The following is a 16,652-nucleotide window of genomic DNA, read 5'->3' as shown; positions in this document are numbered from 1 at the left end:
AGAACACCAACAGGCTGATCCGCGAATACCTACCCAAAGGCGTCGAGATCACCAGCCACCAGCCCTACCTCGACGCCATCGCCGACGAGCTCAACGACCGACCCCGAGCCACCCTGGGCTACCTCACTCCCCGGGAAGTCTTCACTCGACTACTCACCGACAATGTTGCTTCCACCGGTTGACACCAAGCTGGCCATGGTTGTTTATGCCGTACTGCGTTCGGGGGAGTGGGGATGGGTGCAGCCCAAGCCCGGCGCCCCAACGGTCCTGGGTCTGTCCCCCGTGGTGTGGCTGCTGATCGCCGGGATGCTCGTCCTGTATATGTTTCTGCGCAGGACATCGCATCTTGCCGCAGTGGGCGGCGAGCCGCTGGTCGACCCCGGACTATTCCGGAACCAGCGTCTCACCGGCGGCCTCAGCATATTCTTCGCTCAATTCCTCGTGCAGGCCGGGGTGTTCTTCACCATTCCTCTGTTCCTGTCCGTGGTGTTGGAATTGAGCGCGCTGGAGACCGGGATCAGGATCCTCCCGCTGTCCGTAGCATTGATTCTGGCCGCAGCGGGAATCCCGAAGGTTCTGCCTCATGCAAACCCGCGCCGTGTCATCCGGCTGGGGCTGATGCTGATGATCGTCGGCATTCTCATCCTCGTGGGGGGCATGGACCCGGGGGCCGACGCAGGCATTGTTGCGATCCCGATGCTGCTGATGGGCTTTGGGCTCGGGGCGCTGTCGTCGCAGTTGGGCGCCATCACGGTCTCGGCGGTCCCGGACTCGCAGAGCGCGGAAGTCGGCGGGCTGCAAAATACTGCCACCAACCTTGGGGCCTCCCTGGGGACCGCGCTGATCGGATCGGTGCTCATCGCGACCCTGAGTACCTCGTTCATGGCCGGCATCCAGAATAATCCCGCTGTTCCGAGCTCGGTGCAGGAGGAAGCCTCGGTCCAGCTGGCCAGTGGCATCCCGTTCATTTCCGATACGCAGCTCCAGGAAGCGCTGGACAATGCCGACATCGACCAGGAGACCGCTGATGCCATCATGGCTGTCAACTCGGACTCCCGGCTGGAAGCCCTGCGGATGGCGCTGGCTCTGGCCGCCCTGCTGGCGACCGCCGCACTGTTTCTGACCGGACGCCTCCCCGAAGAGGCCGTCGGAGTGCCAGACCAGGCCCCGCGCCGCGCGGAGCCCACCGAACCCGCCAAGCCCCACTAAGTCTCCATTCCCCGACGGCGACCGATGGGCAGGGACCGCATCGTCGATCACTCAAGAGCATCAGAGGGTTGACCGTTTCCGGCTTTCGGGCCACCCGGACCGGGGTCGGAGGCTCTGGGGCTCGGCTATCACCTGAGCTACCGGCCCGGGAGTCAAGCCCGTTCCGTGCGACCCATGATGCGCTGGGCGTTCTCGGCACGACGCTTCAACCGCCGGTGTCAGCTGCCGCCCGCGAGGCGGTAGGACTCGGTCAATAGTTCCTCGAGTTCGTCGCGGTCGATTCTGCTCAGGACCACGAGGACCTTGTCGTGATCTCCTCTGCCGTAGGGGTGCACGAGGAATGTGTCTGGCTGCGAACCGATGAGCGCGCGGCTTTCGGCGGATCTGATGCTCAGGGTCCCTTCGTCGTACATCCGGGCGAACATGGTGCGGGCGAACCAGGCGGGACGCCGCCAACTGACCTTCTCGACCACGTCGTGGAAGGCGAGGCAAAGTGCCCGGACATCGGATTCGATCAGAGGCGTCGGCACGTCTGGCATGGTCAACTCCCCGGCAGTTTTTCCCCGCGTGCGGCAAGGCCGGCCATGGTCGTGATGCGCTTGGCCCTCGTCGTCGGGGTTCTCGCGAGTTTGATCCACCGCAGGCTGAATCGCTTACTGGCCGGTGGGATGATGGCGAAGTAGTCCGCTGCACCCGGTCTGGCCGCAAGAGCTTCGGCGAGGTCCTGCGGGATGACGAGGTCATCGACGTCGTCCATGAACGTCCATAGACCGCTCGCCTTGCCCTTCTCGACCGACCGGACCCCTGCTGGGTGCATGCGGCCCTGCTCGGTGAGGGCAGCGACACGTTCCTTGTAGCTGCGGGCCCAGTGCTGCGCGCGCCGCGGGGTGATCAGCTGCATGGTCCGCTCGTCGTCGAGCTTCCTTGCGATTCCGTCGATCCACCCGAAGCACAGGAGCTCGTCGAGGACCTCGGACTTCGACACGTAGCGGGCGCCGGCGTCCTTCTTGAATGTCACCACCCACACGCCCGCCTCCTGACCGTGATGTTCGGCCAGCCAGCGACGCAAGTCCTCAGCTGACTCCACCTGCACCTTCTCGAAGCTTTCCGTCTTCACCACCACAGCTGATACAACTCGCCGTCATCGCTCACAAAGCCCGTCGTGGGAGCAGCTGACGAAGAGTGAAAATACTTCATGGGGATGATCTCCTTCCTCCGGATTGGGATTCGTATGGGTCGCTGGGCTTGGTGGGTGTTCTGCGGACGCGTTGGGGCGAGCTCTTGGGGACTCGCTGGACGAGTCCACGGGCTTCGAGGTCCACCTTGGTATAGCGGACGTAGTTGGAGAGCCGTCCGTTGGGGAAGGCCGGGTGGGACCCGAGTCTGGCTTGTGCTTCGTTGACGATGACCTGCAGGGGCACGGTGCCGTCGTCGGCGGCGAAGCCGTCGATCGTGGTCAGGATGACGTCGACGAGCAGCTCGTACTGTTCGACTGCGATGGTCCAGCCGTCCAGGCCGTCGGGCCTGGTCGCGTTGAACATCTGCACGCGGCCACGCTTCCGGGCGAGTCCATCTTCGGCCCATGCCCGTGGGGTGACGGCTGCCGAGTGCGGGTCAGCGGACATGTGGGGCCTCCACGAGGTCCTTGAGTTGCTGCAAGTCCTTCACGTGCAGCGGCTGGATCGAGCGCCGCAGCAATCTGTTCGCCAAGGGTTTGATGATGAGGGGTACGGGAGGTTCATCCCGTCACCGTCAACCCGGCAGGTGAACCCGGTGGCTTCCGGCCACGCAGACCACTGCATCAGGGTGTGCTGATCACGAACGGCCTGGTAGACGCTGTCCCTGGGTGTTTCGATCGTGATGGTCTCGGTCCACTGCATGACACTCCTCGAACCAAGTAGTCAATAGATTTGACTGTAATATAGTCGAGCTGATGGACTTTGACACTCAGGATCCTTTGCTTCTGGCCTGCAGGGCACTCGGGGCGGCCTTCGACGCGCATGACGCACTCGTTGCCCAGCACCTGGGGGTATCACGGACCGAGCTCAGGCTCCTCAATCGGCTGGAGGGCGGGCCGAGTTCCCAGGTTGACCTCGCGCACCACCTGCACGTCACCCGCGCGGCGGTGACCATTATCGTTGATCGGCTGGCTGCCGCAGGTCTTGTCGTCCGCGCCCCGTCATCGGCGGATCGCAGGGTCAACCTCGTGACACTGACAGCGAAGACATGGCAGGTACTGGGCCAGCACTATCGCCCTGCCGGCCAGCGTGTCCTCGCACTCACCGAGACGATGTCGGTAACCGACGCGGATCGCCTGACAGGCCACCTCAAAGCAATCACGGCTGCACTCGGTTCCGGCCCCTGAACATGAGCCCGCTGCCGCCGGAGGATCCTTCACGGCGATTGTTTCGCGCTGTGTGATCAGGGCCGGAGGGCGAGGGTGAGGACTGCGGCGGCGAGGGCGAAGAAGGTGAGCGCTGCCGGGATGGAGCGTTTGATGGTGCCCGTGGAGAACCGGTCCAGGACTTTCCGGAGGCGTGTCCTGACCTTGCTGCCGTGGGCCATGCCGAGGGCGAGCAGGATCAGGCACGGGATGCAGTAGACGAATGCGTAGCCGGCGAGGACGGACAAGCCGACGGGGATGGCGACGTCCGCGGCGACCATGCGTTCGATGGCGATGAAGTAGGGAAACGCGTTGGGCAGATCGGCGCCGGTGATGATGATGCCGAGCGGGAAAGCCGTCCACACCCCGAACCAGGGTGGCAGGTCGATCCCTTTTCTTTCCCGGTCCTTGAAACGGCGGAACCCGGCGACCGCGACGGTGATGGCCGCGATGAGGAACACTGCGCGGCGGAGCCAGACGAGTCCTTCGCCGACTGCGTCCGCAGCGGCGCTGGCGCCGAGGAGGATCACCATGTTGAGGGCGAAGACCGTGCTCATCGCCCCGAGGACGAACGTCACGGCCGATCCGACAGGCCGATGGCTGACGGTGAGCAGGATGAGGGTGATGACGACGATGGTCGCAGGGTTCAGTGAATCAGCCAGGGCGAGGCCGACGATACCGGCGAGCAGGCCACCGCCGATCACTTCGTGGACCGGCGATCCAGCCACTGCAGGATCGAGTCGACGCTGGGCACAGCGTCGTTGTCGGTGAGGCTGTTCAGCAGCATCCCGTCACCCAGGAGGCGGATGATCGAGGCCGCCACCGGGTCTCCTGCTTCGACGGCGAACAAGTGTTCCCACCGCCGGGCGGCCTCAGCCGCCAGTTGCAGAAGCGTATCGGTCGACGAGGTCCGATCGGTGAGCAGGATCGACATCGCCCGGTAAAGAGCCGCCTCCTCAGGGGACGATGACAGGCGCAACCAGGTCTCCACCACCGTGCCGCGCTCGGCGGCCGCCGACAGTGCCTGGTCCAAGTCCTGCATCACCTGCACCGCGATGCCTTCCACCAGGGCGGTGCGTGAGGTGAAGTGGTGCATCAGGCCACCCTTGGACACCCCCGCCTCGCGTGCGATCACGCCCAGTGACGGCACCGACCCGGTTTCGATCGCCAGTCGTCGAACGGTCTGCAGGATGTGTTCCTTGTTGCTCACGCATCCACGCTACCACCAAACCCGACCGACCGGTCGGGTTGAAAAAAGATTCCCAATATCCTCGCCGAATCACAGAAGGGTCGGCTGCCTAGCGCGATCTGAAGTGCGACCCGGGGGTATCCCGGGGGAGCGGTTGATGGGAAGAAGAAAGATACTCGGCGTGCGGCAGTAGCAGTTGCACGAAGCGCTCGATGGTCCCGTCCCTGTTCGCCTCCGGTCTTACCGGAGCGGTGATCTGTTCGAGGATGAAGCCATTGATCGCGGGGTGGAGGAGTCCGCTTCGGAGTCCGCTTCCTTCCTCACCCGCGATGACCTGATGAAGGGAGCGTGGGAGTTTGTGAAGAGGTTCTACGAACCCGGAAGAATCGGGGACGACTTCCCTGATCTCGTGCCGGCTCGTATCCGCCGCCTGGAGGGCTGCTGACGGATCGCTGTGGGAACGACCTATGGGGGTCAGTCACATGACCCACCCGGAACGACCGACCCGTTGGTACGGCCACCGGCGTGGACAAGCGAGAACGTCAGTCGATGGTCAAGACTCGGATCGCCCGCTCGAACAGCCCTACCGCGATGGCTTCGAGCGCAGCTTTGTGATCAGCATCGCTGTCCTTCGGAGACGGAATGACGGCTGATATTCGCGCTCACGATGAAAGTCTTCACTTCGCCGGTCGGTTGCTTGATCGGCGCGTGGACGATTTGTACCAGGCTTACGACATCACGGCGCAGCTCGAACTGGGTGTCGACTACCTTGTAGCTACTCATCCGGCCATTGTTCAGCACACACGATCCGCTTTCGAACCGCCGCACGTCCTCGTCAGAGGACATGAGCGACACCGAACGGTACCAGTCACGACGGTCGCTCACCGTGCAGATCATGGTGATGTGTGAGGGGTTCGTCCTGTTGTTCGCCATCACGGAGAAGGAGGTCATCACGACAGCCGACACGGCGCCCGTCTTCGATCTCGTGCTCATCACGGTAAGGGGGACAGCCTTCTCTGCCGCAGTCATCGACGTCCACCCGTTCGTCGACGTGAACGCGCGCATCCTCCCGATCTTCAACGGCCTGGTGCATAACGACCCCCTCCAGGCGGCATATCGGACAAATGGACGTTCATCGCCGCTTGACCGGACCTGGATCGTCCTTCACCACATCGCGGTACCGGGAACTCACCGCAGGACGGACATCGGAGGCTGACAACATCCTCGGCGACTACGTACTCCGGGCCCACGGCGCTGCAGCAACCCACTCCGCTCCTCGGCCTGACACTCATCGCGATTGGAGCGAACCTCTCGAACTGATCCACGACGGCTCTCGCGCGCCGTTTTCCGTATCGACCGTCACCTGAGAAAGTAACGACATGACCTTGGACATCGCGGCCTTCCGCACCCATTTCCCCGCACTGCTCACCGGCACCGCATATTTCGACGGTCCCGGCGGAACGCAGGCCCCCACCGTCGTGGGAGCCGCGATGGCCGACGCCATCACCGGGCCGCTGTCCAACCGCGGCTTCGGTATGGGCTCGGAGAGCAACGCCGAATCGGCGGTCGGCGGATTCCGGGCGGCGATGGCTGACCTGCTCGGGGCGCATCCTCGCGGCGTCGTCTATGGGCGGAGCGCAACGCAGCTCGCCTACGACTTCTCCCGCCACCTCGCCAAGACCTGGCAGCCGGGTGACGAGGTCGTAGTGTCACGCCTGGATCATGACTCCAATATCCGCCCCTGGGTGCAAGCAGCCGCCTCGGTCGGCGCCACTGTGCGCTGGATCGATTTCGACCCGCACACCACGGAGATCGATGAAGCGTCCGTCGCGGCCGCGATCACCGAGCGCACGAAGCTGGTAGCGATCACCGCCGCGTCGAACCTGCTCGGCACCAAGCCGCCGGTGCGCCGCATCGCCGATGCCGCCCACACGGTCGGCGCACTGGTCTACGTGGACGGAGTGCACTACACCGCTCATGCGGCGGTCGACGTGGAGGCGTTGGGATCTGACTTCTTCGCCTGTTCGCCCTACAAATTCCTCGGGCCTCATTGCGGTGTTCTGGTGGCCGACCCGGATCTGCTGGAGTCACTGCAGCCGGACAAGCTGCTGCCGTCCACGAACGAGGTTCCTGAGCGGTTCGAGTTCGGTACCCTCCCGTACGAGATTATGGCAGGAGCCACGGCGGCCGTGGATTTCCTCGCTTCGATCGCGCCCGGCGCCGCAACCGGCCGCCGTGCGCGCCTTCTCGAATCCTTTCACGTAGTCGATGAGTACGAGCTGGCGTTGCGCTCCCGCATCGAGGCAGGGCTGACCGAACTGGGGGACGCCGTCACGCTGCACTCAAGAGCCCAGGATCGGACACCGACACTGCTGGTGACGTTCCCGGGCCTGTCCTCCGTGAACGCCTACCGCTTCCTTGTGGAACGGAACATTCTCGCGCCGGCCGGCTCTTTCTACGCGTACGAGGCTTTCCGTCGCCTCAATCTCGAGGACAGCGCCGCCCTGCGAGTCGGTTTGGCGCCGTACAACAACGAGGACGACGTCGACCGCCTACTGGCCGCGCTCGGCGAGTTCGTTGCTTCATAGCGTGGGCGGAGGGTCTTCGCGTTGCACGGATCGTGCGCCGCTGCCGGCGACGACGGGCAAAATGCCGCCGGTTCGGTCATTTCGTGCAACGAGGGTTCCATGGACGGTTGTTTCGTGAACGCGCTACATCTGCTGAGCGGCGGCCCGCAGCGCTGTCACGACGGGTGCAGTTCCGTCTTCCGTTGCGAGCATTGCTGACAGTTGGCGTGCTCGTGTGGCGTAGGCCGGCGTCGTGGTGGCCTGCGTGATGGCGTTGGCCAGCCGTTCGGTGGTGAGTTCCTTGTAGGGGACCGGTTGCGGGCCCGCGCCAAGGGACGTGATCCGTGCGGCCCAGAACGGTTGGCGCGCTGACCGTCGGCACACCGGCGCGCAGCCCCGCCGCGGCGGTCCCCGCTCCCGCATGGTGGACGACAGCGGCCATCTGCGGGAACAGCCATTCGTGCGGCACGTCTCCGATGCTGATGGCATCGGGCCCGGAGACACCTTCCACGCCCTGGAGTACCGCGCGAACCCCTGCACGGTGCGCGGTGTCGAGCATGAAGTCGGCGTCCAGGGCCGCGCTGCTACCGAAGCCGATGAACACCGGGGGCGGTCCGTCCGCGATGAAGTCCACCAGTTCTGCAGGTGGCCGCCAGCCCGGCTCGACGTCCGGCCACCAGTAGCCGGTCATGGTGAGTCCGGACCGCCAGTCCGCCGGGCGCGGGAAGATCGTAGGGCTGAAGCCGTGAAGAACGGGACTGTCGGCTTTCCTTCGGCCACGGTCGGCCGCGGACCAACCTCCCTGGGCAGTACACCTAGCACGTCCATGGACGAGGCGTACGCCGCAGTCGACGAGGTGTTGGGGTGCGATGCCGGGCCGGCAGGTGAGCCGATCGTGCCGGCAGACGGAGGCGCGCTGACATCCGAACAGAAGTTGTGCTCGGAGAACGTGCAGATAGATCTGTACCCGGATGAGGACTCCCTCCAGAAGGCCCTCGAGATTTGGAGTGGCTCGAATCAGGGTGAGGTGCACCTCGCCCGAGGCAGTAACTGGATGGTGGCTGATATAACCGACGTGGCAACCGGCGAACCGACGACCTGGGACATCGAAGGGCTAGCAGATGAACTGAATGGGGAGTACTCCGTAACCGGCGCATAAGCACGCTCGACGGTCGCACAGGGATCGGCTACCGGCGCGCGCCGGTCGAGATCAGCCCTGCGGGATGTTCCTGGGTGGGGGCTCATCCTTGTTTGACGGCTTCTGCGTCCCGAGGATCAGGAATGTGATGCCCACACTGAAGAACGCAATCCAGGACGTCGTCCCGGAAAACATCATCGCAATTGCAAGAACAAGGAATACGATCCCGATCGGCAGAAACGCTTTGCCCCCGCCCCGCATTCGGCTGTTTGACTTCGACACTGGTTTTCCTTCACCGTTCATCTGGCCGACGCTACGTCGGTAACCGGAGGCGCGCAATGTTGCGGGCATCAAGGTCACTGCGGCAGAGCGCACTCCACGAGATCCTCGTGCGACACGACGCTGGTCGGTCCTTTGATACTGAGACACCGACTCGATGAGCATTTCGCCGAACGACGCCTCCTGAGCGTTCAAGATGCGTGGCATGGTGGCCGCCAGTGTGAGATCTAGAAGCCGACACTCGATTCGCCTTGTTGTCCGGCGTGGGTGACGTGCCAGAGGACATCGGGTCGGCAAGCCATCCCTCTCCGCGGGGACAACCGCGGATTTCGAATTCTGCGCATAGCGATACGCAACTGCGACGAGTTGGATCCGGCGATTTGTCCCGATAGTCGGCATCGGTAATCCCGCAGGGGTGCCACCCGAGGATGAGTCGAGAGCGCCGGTGGAACAGGTACTGAATGGCTTAGAGACACACGCACTCGAACCAGGGGACACGGCGCTGGAGGCACTTCCTACTTTCGCCGTCCTCTCCGTGCCCGAGTGCCCTTGGACGTCGAGAGCGCGGCCTCGGGCACAGCTTCCCCTCCCGACACATTTTCGGATCCACGCCGCGGCACTGTCATGGCGGCCACCTCCTCGAGCCGGGGGTGGAGATGGTCGTCGCCGTCCACCGTCCCCGCCTGCCACGACAGCGTGAGCCCGTCCGCGGTGTCCTCGAGCGACGCGAGGTTGTTGTCGAACCATGGTCCCCTGATGTTCCGCCAGCGGAACGGCGGGTTGGTAACCTTCACGGAGCGCGCCACGAAGGCCCCGAGAGGTGCCGCCACGGCGTAGGAGAGGATGGCGGTGGAGGAGCGCAGGAGCCGCGGCAGCGGATTGCGGATCGGGGAGCAGACCACCTGGAGGATGCGACTGCCCGACGTCCTGTCCACTTCCGCGACGTACGAGAAGTGGACGTCTCCCGACAGGAAGGTCACCGTCTCCGGTGCCCGGCCCCGGTTGCCGTCCGCCACGTCCGTCGCCATGAGGGCCACGGCACGGAAGCTGTTCTGGAAGGCGGCCCAGTGTTCGAGATCCATGCCCTGCCGTAGCTTCTCACCCAGCCGTGCGCCCCGCGCGCCCCACGCACCCTGTGCGAGGGCCTCGTCCCACGACTCGATGTGATGCAGCCCCAGCGGCAGGAGGAACGGCAGCGAGGTTCCCACCAGCAGGTGCCGGAATCCGCCCACCATCCTGTGATCCAGCCACGCCGTCTCCTCCTCGCTGAGCAGGGCCCGCGCATCGGGCGTGAGCACGCGGGATACGCGGGAGTCGACCACGATCAGGCGCGTGTCGTCGAAGTCGCGGCAGTAGCTCCAGCGGTAGCTGGCCGGGTCCTTGTCCGCCCGGTCGGCGAAGGCGTCGAGCTCCTCGCTCAGGTCGAGCTCGGCGGCGTCGTGATGGTTGACGATCCGTTGCCAGATGCGGTCCTCGGCGCGCCCGTCCGGTGACAGGTTGCCGAGGTGCTGGTACACCCAATATGACGCCAGGCCCGCGACGATCCGATCCTGCCACCAGGAGGTGGCCTCCATTTCCTGCTTCCAGGAGGTGGAGGCGTTCCAGTCATCGCGGATGTCGTGGTCGTCGAAGATCATGGCACTGGGAAGGGTGGACAGCAACCAGCGGTTGGCACTGTCGGACCAGGCCAGGTTGTACAGGTGGGCGTACTCCTCGTAGTCCTTCAGCTCGGCGCCGGGGTCCTCCCCGATGTCCCTCCGCCCGCGGATGAACTGCTGCATCTCCTCACTGGTGGAATCGGCGTACACCTGGTCGCCGAGGAAAAGAATCAGGTCCGGCCGCGGCGAACTGTCGTCCTTCATCCGGTTGAGCGCGTACGCACGCATGGCATCGATGCCATGGGTCCGATTGCCCTCCTTGGTGTGGGGGACGCTCGTGCGGCAGGACCCGAAAACCAGTCGCAGGGGCTTCCCCGGGGTGCGCGTCGCAATGCTCGACGGCGGGAATTCTGGAACCGATGCCGGGTCCGGCCAGGTCTGGTGTCCGTCGATCTCCACCGTGTAGGGGGTGACGCTTCCCGGCTCGAGTCCGTCCACCTCGACGAGCGCGTAGTGGTGCCCGTGGACCGCGAACGTGCGTGCTTCCCAGGATCGCTGGGCGGCCCGGACGACGACGTGTTCCGCGGTGCCGACCTCCACCCAGATACTTGCCGAGGTTTCGTCGACGTACCGCAGCATGGGGCCAAGGACCAGGGGAGTCGGTGTCATACGTATGTTCTACCCTTCTGCCCTCCGGCCCGCAGGTCGATGTCGAAAAGCCTGCCTTCGTGGTGGTCTGAGCGGTCCATGGCGATGCCCTCCGCCCAGGCGTCCATGATGTCGAGGAACCGGACGACCTCCTCGGAGTAGGCCTGGAACCTCGGTGTCGCCGATCGGATCCTCGAGGAAGACATCCGATGCGTCGGGTCCGGTCCTGGTGAATCTCATCCGGCAGAGGTGAGTCGCGGCGGTCAGGTGTCGCCGTACGTTCAGCGCATGACTGACATGAGTGAGACGACGACGATCCGGGTCGAGGGTATGCGTGCCTATCCGCAGGGGGAGTTGTTCTTCCTGACGAAGGCGAAGGATGGTTTCGATGCCCTGGTGTACAACACCACGGGACGCGGACCCTGTCCGGACGAGCAATTCGCGGCGATCGACGTCGAGGCGCTGGCGGCGGAGCACGGGTGCGACCAGGTGTGGAGGAACCCACGCCGTTTCTGGATGATGGACGTGCTGACCATCGACCTGGTGGGTGAGCCTGCCACCTTCGGTGGCGTGCCGTTCAACCTGGTGGCCAGGATGCACATGCCGGCCGGGTTCGACCCCGGCAAGGACCAGTCCGCCTTCGCCTATCACCGGGCGAAGATCCAGCGGGTGAACGTGTACGAGTTCCTCGCCGGCCGACCCGTGTACCTGCTGCGTGACCCCGATGAAGTCACCTGGGTGATGCAGACGTACACCAACCACGTCGCCCACGACCTCACCGAGAGCGACCTGTCCGGCCTCGGGAACCGCCTGGACCTACCCGCGGGATGGGAATTCCGCACGGTGACCCTTTCGGAGGACCTGGCCATCACCACGACAGGTGTGGCGGACATCGTCCCCGACGGACTCGCCAACATGTATCAAGGACTCATCAACGGGGTCGGCACCTTCGACCCGTGGCGCTGAGGGGTCCGCAGGTGAGGTCGACACCCGGATAGACGTGAGGTGCGGAGGACCTGCACCAGATGCGACTTCGCCCGGACGCACGGACGTGCCGCGATCAGGGTGCTGGCCTGCGATCGGCTTGCTGAGCAGCGCACCCGGTCCCCACCGCGTGGAACGACGGGCTCGACGACGTTCTGCGGGTCATGGGCCCAGTCGGGGTTGTTGCACATGAATCGGAACGGGACCATCCTGTAGTCCTTTCGGTTGCGTTCATCGTCCGGGAGAATTCCACGATATGGATATGCTGGCATCAGACATCAGTTACGCGCAGGACACAGGTCAGGAGCAGGGATGACGGAGGCACCGGTCAAGAGTGGAGGCGTACAGTCCGTCGAGCGTGTCTTCGAACTCCTCGAGCTGATCAACGACGCCGGGGGCGAGGTCACCTTGAGCGAGCTCGCAGCTTCCACCGATCTTCCGCTGCCCACCATCCACCGATTGCTCCGCACACTGGTCGGCAAGGGCTATGTCCGTCAGCTGCCGAACCGCAGGTATGTCCTCGGCCCGCGACTGATCCGTCTTGGGGAGGGCGCGAACAGACAGTTCGGCGCCCTCGCTCGCCCGCAGCTCAAACACCTGGTCGATGCTCTCGGGGAGACGGCCAACATGGCTGTGCTGGACTCCGACATGGTCGTCTACATAGCGCAGGTGCCGTCGCCGCACTCCATGCGGATGTTCACAGAGGTCGGCCGCCGTGCCCACACCCATGACACGGGGGTAGGAAAGGCGATCCTGGCCCAACTGGATGACGAGGCGGTGCGACGGATCGTCCACCGTGCAGGCATGCCCACGCCGACGACGAAGAGCATCGCGTCGATCGATGCACTGCTCGACGAACTGGCCGTCGTCCGCAGGCGGGGGTACGCAGTCGACGACGGCGAGCAGGAGCTCGGCGTCCGGTGTTTCGCCGTTGCCGTGCCCGACTCCCCGACCCCGACGGCCATCTCCGTCTCCGGCCCCATCTCGCGGGTGGATGAAGATTTCGCCCAACGTGTGGTTCCTCTGCTGACCACTGCCGCACAGGCCATCTCCGGCGATCTCAACGTCGCCGACTAGGTATGGCAGGGCACCGGACCCTGCAGCCCTGCAGGGTCCGGGTTCGTATCCGGGGGAATCTCCCACGCGGTCGAACGGTCCTCCCTGGACGCTCGTCGCGCCCATCGACCGCTCGGCGACGGTGGGTGGCTCGGACCATTGACATCCGCCACCTTCACCCCTAGCGTTTTCGTCAGATAGAAGCCATATTCCGTGATGCGGAAGTGGCTGCTATGAATGCTTGCCACCCCTGGCTGCGAGGGTCCGTCCTTGCAGGCGCGGTCCGGTGGCCTCGGCCCCTGACAGGCGCGGCCCATGGCAGACGCACTACGTCAAAGGAGACGATCGATGATCAGCAATACCGTCGCCCACAGCCTGCCCGAGGTTTTCACAGCGCTACCCCGGTTCACCCGGGATCCCCGGGAGCTCGCGCTCGTCCGCACCGACCGGTCCGGCTATGTGCCGCCGACCCTGCCGGACGGGGTGGTCCAGGCCGAGTCGGTCGAGGACGTGATGGAAACGCTCAAGCTGGCGAACAAGCATCGCATTCCCATCGTCCCGCGCGGAGCGGGAACCGGTCTTGCCGCAGGTGCCGCCGCCAGGGCCGGTGAGATCGTCCTCGATGTGCGGCGGATGAACCGAATCCTGCGTATCGACCCCATCGAGCAGATCGCCGTCGTGGAGCCGGGGGTCCTCAACGCCGAACTCAATGCAGCGGCCGCGCTGCACGGCCTGTTCTACGCTCCGGATCCGGCCAGCACCGCCATCTGCTCCATCGGCGGCAACATCGCGACCAACGCCGGCGGAATGCGTTGCGCGAAGTACGGGGTGACCCGTGAATCGGTGCTCAGCCTCACGGTGGTCCTGGCTGATGGCCGTGTCCTGGTCACCGGCACCCAGACCATCAAGGCCGTCACCGGCTATGACCTGAACGCACTGTTCATCGGCTCGGAGGGCACCCTCGGCGTCGTCGTCGAGGCGACGCTCCGGCTGCGCCCGGCGCCGGTAGCAACCGCCACCCTCGCCGCCTACTTCGAGACCGTGGAAGCAGCGGCGGCGGCCGCCTCGGCCGTGGTCGCGGCGCGGGCTACCCCCTCGGTGCTCGAACTCGTGGACGGACCCACCCTCGGCGCGATCGATCGCGCCACCGGAACCGACCACCGCCGGCGCGGTGAGGCTTTCCTGCTGGCTCAGACCGATGGATTCGGCGCCGGGATCGAGCGCGACGTGGTGTTGAGGGCCATCGAGCCCTTCGCGGAATCGGTCATGATCGCCGACGATCCGGCGGAGGCGGAAGCCCTCATCCAGGCGCGCCGGGACGCGATCCCCTCGCTCGAGAAGCTGGGCCGGACGTCCATCGGCGACGTCGGGGTACCCCGCAATCGGCTTGCGGAGATCGTGACGGGGATCCAGCGCATCTCAGAGGACACCGGCGTCGACCTCTACACGGTCGCTCACGCCGCGGACGGCAACCTGCACCCGATGATCGTCGTCGACGAGAACGAATCCATCACGGATGGCGCGCCGAAACTGGCGATGGGCCGGATCTTCGAGCTCGCCCAGAGCCTCGGCGGCACCCTGACCGGCGAACACGGGGTCGGGCTGCTCAAGCGCGACTGGTTCACGGCGGAGGTCGGTGAGGTCTCGCGCGACATCCAGCACCGGATCAAGCACGCTCTCGACCCGCAGAACATCCTGAATCCGGGCAAAGCCATCTGACCTCGGGCACCCTGCCCACCAGCTGTACCTCATCCCTGCCCTACCACGGTCAGAAAGGCCTTTCTGTGGACAATCTCGCTGTGCTTAGTCTCTTGGCGCTGTCACCCATCCTCCTGGTGGGCGTGCTCCTGGCCGGGTTCCGCTGGCCCGCGAAATACGCGATGCCCGTCGGCTACGTCGTCGCCGTCGTCGTGGCGCTGGTGGTGTGGCGCGTGAGCTTCAACGGGGTGATGGCCGCGACCATCGAGGGCCTGATCGTCGCCGTGACCCTTCTCTACATCGTCTTCGGCGCCCTCCTGTTGCTTTCAACGCTCACCGTGGGAGGAGCGATGGCGACGATCCGGGCCGGTTTCGACAACATCTCGGCCGACCGACGGGTCCAGGCCATCATCATCGGGTGGCTCTTCGGCTCGTTCATCGAAGGCGCCTCGGGTTTCGGTACCCCGGCCGCCGTGGTGGCTCCCCTTCTGCTGGCGATGGGCTTCCCCGCGATGGCCGCCGTCATGGTCGGCCTGATCATCCAGAGCACCCCGGTCAGCTTCGGAGCGGTGGGCACGCCCATCCTCGTGGGTGTGGGCAACGGCCTGGGCGGCGACCCGGCGGTGGCCGAGCGCGCGAGTGTTCTCGGGCTGACGATGCCTGAGTTCATCTCGGAGATCGGCTTCAGTGTGGCGGTCATCCACGCGATCGTCGGCATCCTGATCCCGCTGATCCTGGTGACCATGCTCACCGGCTTCTTCGGCCCCGAGCGGCGATTCCGCGACGGGCTCGTGGTCTGGCCGTTCGCCGTCTACGCGTCCCTCGCCATGACCGTCCCCTACGTCTTGGTGGCCCGGATCCTCGGACCGGAGTTCCCGTCCCTCTTCGGCGGCCTCATCGGGCTGGTGCTGGTCATGTTCACCTCGAGCCGCGGCTTCCTGATGCCGAAGGACACCTTCGACTTCGGCCCCCGCGCGTCCTGGCCGGAGCGCTGGATGGGTACCATCGAACCTGCCGCAGCGACCGAGATCTCGACCCGGATGAGCCTGGTGCGGGCTTGGGCGCCGTACGCCCTCATGGCGGTCCTCCTCGTGGCTACCCGGGTCATCGCACCGTTGAAGGAGTTCCTGACAGGGATACAGATTCCCTTCGCGGGAATCCTCGGCACGGAAATCACCACGAACATTCAGCCCTTCTACTCACCGGCCTTCCTCCTCATCCTGGCGTCGGTCTTCGCCTTCCTGCTGCATCGTATGAAGGGCCCCCAGATTGCTCAGAGCCTGGCGATCTCCGGACGCCAGCTTGCTGGTACGGCCGCGGCGCTGCTCTTCGCCGTTCCGCTTGTGCGGGTCCTCATCCAATCGGGCCCGGCCCTCAACGAGTCCGGACTCGCCAGCATGCCGGTGACCCTCGCGGAGGGTGCCGCCGCGATCTCGGGCAGCTCCTGGCCCCTGATCGCACCGTGGATCGGAGCGCTCGGAGCCTTTGTCGCCGGGTCCAACACCGTGTCCAACCTGACGTTCGCCCAGTTCCAGTTCTCGACCGGCGCGGGGATCGGCGTTCCGCCTGAATTGGTGGTTGCTGCCCAGGCCGTGGGCGGAGCCGGCGGTAATCCGGTGGCCATCCACAACATCGTCGCTGCCGCGGCCACCGTGGGCCTCCTCGGTCGCGAGGGGGACCTGCTGAGGAAGACCGTCCTCGTGACGATGTACTACTGCGCCATGAGCGGCGCGATCGCGTACATCTTCATCTACGGGCTCGGTTTCAATCCTGGCACCATCCTCCTGGCACTGCTCATCGTGGGCCTGGCCCTGCTGGCCCGGGTCCTGATGCGCAAGAACGTACCTCTGGAGGAGCAGAGCCGCGTCGGGTCCCCGACGGCGTGAGCTCGCAGTCATGAGGG

The 16,652-nt window shown here is 65.2% G+C and carries 18 protein-coding genes and 1 pseudogene; 10 read left to right on the top strand and 9 right to left on the bottom strand.

Going from position 1 to position 16,652, the window contains the following annotated elements:
- A pseudogene (locus IWX63_RS13305) lies at positions 1 to 182 on the top strand (IS30 family transposase); the annotation flags it as partial.
- Positions 163 to 1,209, top strand: coding sequence for an MFS transporter (locus tag IWX63_RS13300; RefSeq protein WP_199278640.1), 1,047 nt, complete (start codon positions 163 to 165; stop codon positions 1,207 to 1,209). The pseudogene IWX63_RS13305 and the gene IWX63_RS13300, both read left to right, overlap by 20 nt.
- A 218-nt stretch (positions 1,210 to 1,427) precedes the next feature.
- Here IWX63_RS13300 and IWX63_RS13295 read toward each other — a convergent pair whose 3' ends face one another.
- The 3 genes from IWX63_RS13295 to IWX63_RS13285 all read right to left on the bottom strand — a co-directional run bounded on the left by IWX63_RS13295 (position 1,428) and on the right by IWX63_RS13285 (position 2,834).
- The gene (locus IWX63_RS13295) at positions 1,428 to 1,748 is read right to left on the bottom strand and encodes an MmcQ/YjbR family DNA-binding protein (RefSeq protein ID WP_199278639.1); all 321 of its coding nucleotides are present in this window, start codon (positions 1,746 to 1,748) and stop codon (positions 1,428 to 1,430) included.
- 2 nt (positions 1,749 to 1,750) lie between these two features.
- The gene (locus IWX63_RS13290) at positions 1,751 to 2,326 is read right to left on the bottom strand and encodes a YdeI/OmpD-associated family protein (RefSeq protein ID WP_199278638.1); all 576 of its coding nucleotides are present in this window, start codon (positions 2,324 to 2,326) and stop codon (positions 1,751 to 1,753) included.
- A gap of 76 nt (positions 2,327 to 2,402) precedes the next feature.
- A complete protein-coding gene (locus tag IWX63_RS13285; RefSeq protein ID WP_199278637.1) occupies positions 2,403 to 2,834 on the bottom strand; it encodes a DUF6958 family protein in 432 nt (143 codons plus the stop codon).
- Positions 2,835 to 3,142: 308 nt separating this feature from the next.
- Here IWX63_RS13285 and IWX63_RS13280 point away from each other — a divergent pair, with 308 nt between their 5' ends.
- On the top strand, positions 3,143 to 3,574 hold the full coding sequence (locus tag IWX63_RS13280; protein ID WP_199278636.1) for a MarR family winged helix-turn-helix transcriptional regulator: 432 nt from the start codon (positions 3,143 to 3,145) through the stop codon (positions 3,572 to 3,574).
- A gap of 56 nt (positions 3,575 to 3,630) precedes the next feature.
- Here the strand turns inward: IWX63_RS13280 and IWX63_RS13275 are convergent, their stop codons facing one another.
- The 3 genes from IWX63_RS13275 to IWX63_RS13265 all read right to left on the bottom strand — a co-directional run bounded on the left by IWX63_RS13275 (position 3,631) and on the right by IWX63_RS13265 (position 5,564).
- The gene (locus IWX63_RS13275; RefSeq protein WP_199278635.1) at positions 3,631 to 4,320 is read right to left on the bottom strand and encodes a GAP family protein; all 690 of its coding nucleotides are present in this window, start codon (positions 4,318 to 4,320) and stop codon (positions 3,631 to 3,633) included.
- Positions 4,293 to 4,802, bottom strand: coding sequence for a TetR/AcrR family transcriptional regulator (locus IWX63_RS13270; RefSeq protein ID WP_199278634.1), 510 nt, complete (start codon positions 4,800 to 4,802; stop codon positions 4,293 to 4,295). The genes IWX63_RS13275 and IWX63_RS13270 overlap by 28 nt, the downstream gene beginning before the upstream one ends.
- Before the next feature lie 594 nt (positions 4,803 to 5,396).
- Entirely contained in the window at positions 5,397 to 5,564 is a 168-nt protein-coding gene (locus IWX63_RS13265) for a hypothetical protein (RefSeq protein ID WP_199278633.1), read from the bottom strand.
- A gap of 61 nt (positions 5,565 to 5,625) precedes the next feature.
- Between IWX63_RS13265 and IWX63_RS13260 the strand changes: the two genes are divergently transcribed.
- From IWX63_RS13260 to IWX63_RS13250, 3 genes are all read left to right on the top strand, one after another.
- Positions 5,626 to 5,997 carry a 2-dehydropantoate 2-reductase N-terminal domain-containing protein gene (locus IWX63_RS13260; RefSeq protein ID WP_199278632.1) on the top strand — a complete coding sequence of 124 codons (372 nt, stop codon included), beginning with the start codon at positions 5,626 to 5,628 and terminating at the stop codon, positions 5,995 to 5,997.
- A 163-nt stretch (positions 5,998 to 6,160) separates the two neighbouring features.
- Complete coding sequence (locus IWX63_RS13255) at positions 6,161 to 7,369, top strand: cysteine desulfurase-like protein (RefSeq protein WP_199278631.1); 1,209 nt, start codon at positions 6,161 to 6,163, stop codon at positions 7,367 to 7,369.
- Positions 7,370 to 8,174: 805 nt separating this feature from the next.
- Complete coding sequence (locus tag IWX63_RS13250; protein WP_199278630.1) at positions 8,175 to 8,507, top strand: hypothetical protein; 333 nt, start codon at positions 8,175 to 8,177, stop codon at positions 8,505 to 8,507.
- A 51-nt stretch (positions 8,508 to 8,558) separates the two neighbouring features.
- Here IWX63_RS13250 and IWX63_RS13245 read toward each other — a convergent pair whose 3' ends face one another.
- The 3 genes from IWX63_RS13245 to IWX63_RS13235 all read right to left on the bottom strand — a co-directional run bounded on the left by IWX63_RS13245 (position 8,559) and on the right by IWX63_RS13235 (position 11,217).
- A complete protein-coding gene (locus tag IWX63_RS13245) occupies positions 8,559 to 8,972 on the bottom strand; it encodes a hypothetical protein (protein WP_199278629.1) in 414 nt (137 codons plus the stop codon).
- 308 nt (positions 8,973 to 9,280) lie between these two features.
- Positions 9,281 to 11,032, bottom strand: coding sequence for an alkaline phosphatase D family protein (locus IWX63_RS13240; protein ID WP_199278628.1), 1,752 nt, complete (start codon positions 11,030 to 11,032; stop codon positions 9,281 to 9,283).
- Positions 11,029 to 11,217 (bottom strand): hypothetical protein, encoded by a 189-nt coding sequence (locus IWX63_RS13235; protein WP_199278627.1) that lies wholly within the window; start codon positions 11,215 to 11,217, stop codon positions 11,029 to 11,031. Before IWX63_RS13235 ends, IWX63_RS13240 begins: the two co-directional genes overlap by 4 nt.
- 82 nt (positions 11,218 to 11,299) lie before the next feature.
- On the opposite strand from IWX63_RS13235, the gene IWX63_RS13230 reads away from it, so the two are divergent.
- The 4 genes from IWX63_RS13230 (at position 11,300) to IWX63_RS13215 (ending at position 16,635) form a co-directional block, all read left to right on the top strand.
- Entirely contained in the window at positions 11,300 to 11,977 is a 678-nt protein-coding gene (locus IWX63_RS13230) for a hypothetical protein (RefSeq protein ID WP_199278626.1), read from the top strand.
- A 330-nt stretch (positions 11,978 to 12,307) separates the two neighbouring features.
- Positions 12,308 to 13,072 carry an IclR family transcriptional regulator gene (locus IWX63_RS13225; protein ID WP_199278625.1) on the top strand — a complete coding sequence of 255 codons (765 nt, stop codon included), beginning with the start codon at positions 12,308 to 12,310 and terminating at the stop codon, positions 13,070 to 13,072.
- 327 nt (positions 13,073 to 13,399) lie between these two features.
- Complete coding sequence (locus IWX63_RS13220) at positions 13,400 to 14,770, top strand: FAD-binding oxidoreductase (RefSeq protein ID WP_199278624.1); 1,371 nt, start codon at positions 13,400 to 13,402, stop codon at positions 14,768 to 14,770.
- 80 nt (positions 14,771 to 14,850) lie between these two features.
- Positions 14,851 to 16,635, top strand: a complete 1,785-nt coding sequence (locus IWX63_RS13215) for an L-lactate permease (RefSeq protein WP_334685864.1) — start codon at positions 14,851 to 14,853, stop codon at positions 16,633 to 16,635.
- The last annotated feature ends 17 nt before the right edge of the window (positions 16,636 to 16,652 follow it).

The organism is Arthrobacter sp. CAN_A2, assembly GCF_015752045.1.
In the GTDB taxonomy this organism is placed as follows: Bacteria; Actinomycetota; Actinomycetes; order Actinomycetales; family Micrococcaceae; genus Arthrobacter_D.
The sequence above is the reverse complement of the archived record's forward strand: the minus strand, read 5'-3'. Positions and strand labels throughout refer to the sequence as shown.